At 68.9% G+C, this 4,785-nt stretch carries 4 protein-coding genes; 3 read left to right on the top strand and 1 reads right to left on the bottom strand.

Annotated elements, in window-relative coordinates:
• Positions 1-3,005 (bottom strand): glycosyl hydrolase (locus tag VGV60_18160; protein ID HEV8703199.1); only part of this gene is annotated, 3,005 nt, incomplete at its 3' end.
• 131 nt (positions 3,006-3,136) lie between these two features.
• Here VGV60_18160 and VGV60_18155 point away from each other — a divergent pair.
• From VGV60_18155 to VGV60_18145, 3 genes are all read left to right on the top strand, one after another.
• Positions 3,137-3,394 (top strand): Gfo/Idh/MocA family oxidoreductase, encoded by a 258-nt coding sequence (locus VGV60_18155; protein HEV8703198.1) that lies wholly within the window; start codon positions 3,137-3,139, stop codon positions 3,392-3,394.
• Between the two features lie 283 nt (positions 3,395-3,677).
• A complete protein-coding gene (locus VGV60_18150; protein HEV8703197.1) occupies positions 3,678-4,514 on the top strand; it encodes an OmpA family protein in 837 nt (278 codons plus the stop codon).
• A gap of 64 nt (positions 4,515-4,578) precedes the next feature.
• A complete protein-coding gene (locus VGV60_18145) occupies positions 4,579-4,767 on the top strand; it encodes a hypothetical protein (GenBank protein HEV8703196.1) in 189 nt (62 codons plus the stop codon).
• Positions 4,768-4,785 lie beyond the last annotated feature (18 nt).

Below are 4,785 nucleotides of genomic sequence, written 5' to 3'. Positions count from 1 at the left end.
TCCTGGGCCTGACGGGTGGGCGCCGCGTCCGCGCTGTCCACCACGTTGGAGAGCCAGGCGATCTTGCTGTTGAGCATCGTCGGCCAGTTGCACATGTCCTGGGAAGAGCGTGCCTTCACCTGGATCAGCTCGGCCTCGAAGGGCGACATCTTGGCGTCCAGCGCATCGGCCGCGGCCACCACGGCCTTTCCCTGGGGAGAGTCGCCCAGGCGGTCCTTGAGGCCGCGGAGCTGCGACCGCAGGGCGCGGATCTCGAGGATCGTCCCGTGGGCTCGTCCGAGGACGTCGCGCAGCTCGACCATCATCTCGTACTGCTTGCGCAGGTCGGCGGCGGACGTGGTGACGCGCGGGTCGAGCCTCACCTCTACGGGCGCGGTCAGGCTCTGCCCGCCGGCATTCAGCCGCACCTGGTAGGTCCCGGGCAGCACCATCGGCATGTCGGGAGGCCCCATGTCGAAGATCGCGGAGCCCACGAGCTTCGGCCGGTCGTGGCGCAGGTCCCAGACGAAGCGGTGCAGCCCGGCCTCCTTCGGCATCACGTCCGGCTTCTCCTCCGATTCCGGCCGCTCGGGCAGCGGCTTGTCGGGAACCACCTCCTCCTCGCTCTTGTAGGTCCGGATGACCTTCCCGCTGCCGTCGAGCACCTCGAGGTTCACGCCGGTCTGCGCCTTGCCGAGCTGGTAATAGAGGATGGCCCCTCCGGGCGGGTTCTGCCCCTGGAACGAGCCCCGGCCGCTGCCACCGCGGAAGCGCACGGCCGTAGTCGGCGCGAACAGGTGCACCTCGGCCTTCGCCACCGTGTCGTTCCACTGGCGCAGCGGCGCCACGTCGTCGAGGATCCAGAAGGCGCGGCCGTGGGTGGCGAGGACGAGGTCGTCACCCTTCACGACCAGGTCGTGGATCGGGACGGTGGGAAGGTTGAGCTTGAGGGGCTGCCAGCGGGCGCCGTCGTCGAAAGAGACGAAGACACCGGTCTCCGTCCCCGCGTAGAGCAGCCCCTTGCGGACCGGATCCTCGCGGACGGCGCGCACGAAGCTGCCGTCGGGGATGCCGTTCGAAGCGATCCGGCGCCAGCTCTTGCCGTAATCGTGCGTCACCCATGCGTAGGCCTTGTAGTCGTCGAGCTCGTGGCGATCCACGGCCAGGTACGCAGTTGCGGGGTCGTGGGGCGAGGCGTCGATCTGGCTGATGAGGCTCCACTCCGGAAGGTCCCTGGGCGTGACATTGTTCCAGGTCTGGCCGTCGTCGCGCGTGAGCTGCACGAGGCCGTCGTCGGTGCCGGCCCAGAGCAGGCCCTTCTGGCGCGGCGACTCCGCCAGGCTGAAGATCACGTCGTAGTACTCGATGCTGATGTTCTCGCCCGTGACCGGCCCGCCGGAGCGCTGCTGCTTGCTCTTGTCGTTCCGGGTGAGGTCGGGGCTGATGGGGGTCCAGCTCGCCCCGCCGTCGGCCGTCCGGAACAGCACGTTCCCCGCGTAATAGACGACGTTCGGGTCGTGCCGCGAGACGAGGATCGGCTCGGTCCAGTTGAACCGGTATTTCAGGTTCGCCGCTTCGTGCCCGTCGGTGTTGTCGGGCCAGACGCTCACGTTGCGCGTCTGTCCGGTCTTCTGGTCGAGGCGGGTCAGGATCCCGAAGTACTCCCCGGCGTAGACGGCGCTGCCGTCCGGCGTGGCGGAGACGTAACCGGCCTCGCCGCCGCCCACCGGGTTCCAGTCGGCGCGCGTGATCGCCCCCTGGTCGCTTCGACTCCGGATGCCCACCGACGAGTTGTCCTGCTGTGAGCCGTAGAGCATGTAGGGCCACTGGTCGTCCACGCTCACGTGGTAGAACTGCGCGGTCGGCTGGTTGTCCTGCCGGCTCCAGCTGTCGCCGCCGTCCACGCTGATCGTGGCGCCCCCGTCGTTGGCCAGCGCGATGCGCTTCGAGTCGCCCGGGTCGATCCACATGTGGTGGTAGTCCCCGTGCGGGGTCTGTATCGGCGTCCAGGTCTTCCCCCCGTCGCGGGAGCGGTACAGGCCCACGCACAGCACGTAGAGCGTGTCCAGCTCGCGCGGATCGGCGGCCACGTGGGTGTAGTACCAGGGTCGGTGGCGAAGCCGGTGGTCGTCGGTCATCTGCTTCCAGCTTTCGCCTCCGTCGTCGGAGCGATAGAGGCCACCCTTCCCGTCGGCGGCCTCGACCATCGCGTAGATACGATTGCCGTCCGCACCGGAGACGCTCACGCCGATCTTGCCGAGCACGGTCTCGGGCCAGCCCTTGCCCTCGACCTTCTTCCAGGAGCTGCCGCCGTCGTTCGAACGGTACAGGCCGCTCCCCGGGCCGCCGCTGGTCAGGCTCCACGGCGTGCGGTTGGCCTCCCACAGTGCTGCGAACAGGATGTTCGGGTTCCGGGGGTCCATGGCCAGGTCGATCGCGCCGGTCTTCTCGTCCTTGAAGAGGACCTTCTCCCAGGTCTTCCCGCCGTCCCGGGAACGGAAGACGCCGCGTTCCGGGTGGGGACCGTAGGCGTGGCCGAGGGCGGCCACGTAAACGAGGTCGGCGTTTTTCGGGTGGACGAGGAGAGCGCCGATCTGGCGGGTGTCCTTGAGCCCGACGTTGGTCCAGGTCTTTCCGGCGTCAGTGGACTTGTAGACGCCGTCGCCGTGAGAGAGGTTGCCGCGGATGCATGCCTCGCCGGTGCCGACGTAGACGACGTTCGGGTCCGAGTCGGCCACGTCGATCGCGCCGATCGAGGAGACCGCTTCCTTGTCGAACAGGCTCGTCCAGGAGGCGCCGCCGTTGGTCGTCTTCCAGACCCCGCCCCCGGTGTAACCGGCGTAGTACGTGTTCGTGTCGCCGGTCGTCCCCACGGTGGCCATGGCGCGTCCCCCGCGCCACGGGCCGATGAGGCGGTACTTCATGCCGTTGAAGGGCTCCGGGGTCTTCTCGGCGGCCGCGCTGGCGCGCGCGAGGGTGGCGACGGCGACGAAGAGGACGGCAAGGCAGCGGGCGCGGCGCATCATCGAGCCTCCTTCAGGGGAAATGTTCCGGGAGCCTATGCGCGGCCGACGGCGGCGGTCAAGGCGAAGACTTCGCCAACACGCGGAGCGGCACGGATCCTGCACTTTTCGTGATTCAACTCGGGGAGGGAACCATGCGCAAGGACAGCCACCGCTCGGCGCGCTCGAATCCCGGAGGGAGGGTCCGCTACGCGGTGGTCGGATTGGGCTACATCGCCCAGGTGGCCGTCCTGCCTGCGTTCGCGAACGCCCGGCGGAACTCCGAGATCTGCGCGCTCTTCTCCGGCGATCCCGCCAAGCGGCGCACGCTGGGCCGGACGTACGGTGTCGAGCCCTTCCCCAGGACCGACCAGTTCGCGCCCAAGGTGCTTCATTTTCCGACTGCATCCTGACGGGACAGGAGCCTCGACCCTCAGGGCGAGAGGGCCTGGCGGACGTACGGGTGATCGAGGCCCTTACAAATCGTCGGACGCGGGGGCTCCGATGCGGCTGGCCGAGTCGCGGCCGGGCTCTCCGCCGAGCCCCGATCAGGTCATCGAGCGCCCGGGCGTCGGCGAACCGGAGCTGGTGAAGGCGACGCCGCCCTCCGGCAAGAGCTGATCCGGGGAGGGTGGCGCGGATCACCTCCCCGAACGTGGACTTGCCCTACCCTGGCCGTTGAGCGATGCTCAACAGGTGAGTTCCAGGGGCCTTTCGCTGCACTCCGACGAGACGAGCGAGCCCGCGCGCGCCCGCGGCAAGGGCCTCGTCCTCCTCGTCATCCTCCTGCTCCTCGGGGTCGCCGGTGGCCTGGGCTTTCTCGGCTACGGGATCCTGGAGCGGACGGACGCCGTCGAACGACAGGTGGCCACTCTGGCCGCAAAGGCCGACGTGTCGGCGGCCCTCGCCCGGCAGGCGATGGATCGGGCGGTCGCCGCCGAGGCGGCGGCGCGGGCGGCCGCGGAGGGCCGTCAGCTGGCGGAGGCGCAGACCGCCGGCGCGCGCCAGGAGGCCGATGCGGCGCTCCAGGAAGCCAGCAGCGCCCGCGAGACGGCTGTTCGCGCGCAGGCCGAAGCGGATGCCGTTCGCAAGAGGGCCGAGGCCGAAGTCAACCGTCTCGAGGCGGCTCTGGGGCAGATCGCCGAGACGCGGCGCACGGCCCTCGGCCTGACGATGAACCTCGGAAGCGACCACCTGAAGTTCGAGTTCGACAAGGCCGAGCTGAGGCCGGAGGACCGGGAGCTGCTGAGCCGCATCGCCGGAATCATCATGACCTCGCACGACTACACGATCTCCGTGAACGGGCACACGGACGACGTCGGTTCCGACGCTTACAACCAGAAGCTCTCCGAGCGGCGCGCCCAGGCGGTGCGGGATTACCTCGTCAAGGCCGGGCTTTCGGGGGAGATCCTCAGCGTCCAGGGGCACGGCAAGGCGCTGCCTCTCGTTCGCGGAACCTCCGAAGGAGCCCGCGCCAAGAACCGCCGTGTCGAGCTCGGCCTCGTCAACACGCAGATTCGCTACGGCCGTTGAAGGGGGCGCGTTCTCTACGCCGGCCGCGCCGGCGGGTGGCATACGAACGAGGTATGCTGACGCCATGAAACTCCGGCCGTACGAGACGGACGCGCCCCGAGCCGATCCGGACATCGATGAAAACGGCGTCGACCGTGCCCAGATTCGCGCGATGCTGCAGCTCACGCCCGAGGAGCGGCTGTTGAGAGTCGAGGAGTTCATCGAGTCCATGCTCGAGATCCGGAAGCTGAATGAGGAGCGCCCGGTCCGCTGAGATCCTTCGCCTCCTTGC

The sequence above is a fragment of the Candidatus Polarisedimenticolia bacterium genome (assembly GCA_036001465.1).
GTDB lineage: Bacteria > Acidobacteriota > Polarisedimenticolia > Gp22-AA2 > Gp22-AA2 > Gp22-AA3.
This window is presented reverse-complemented; position numbering and strand designations above follow the sequence as displayed.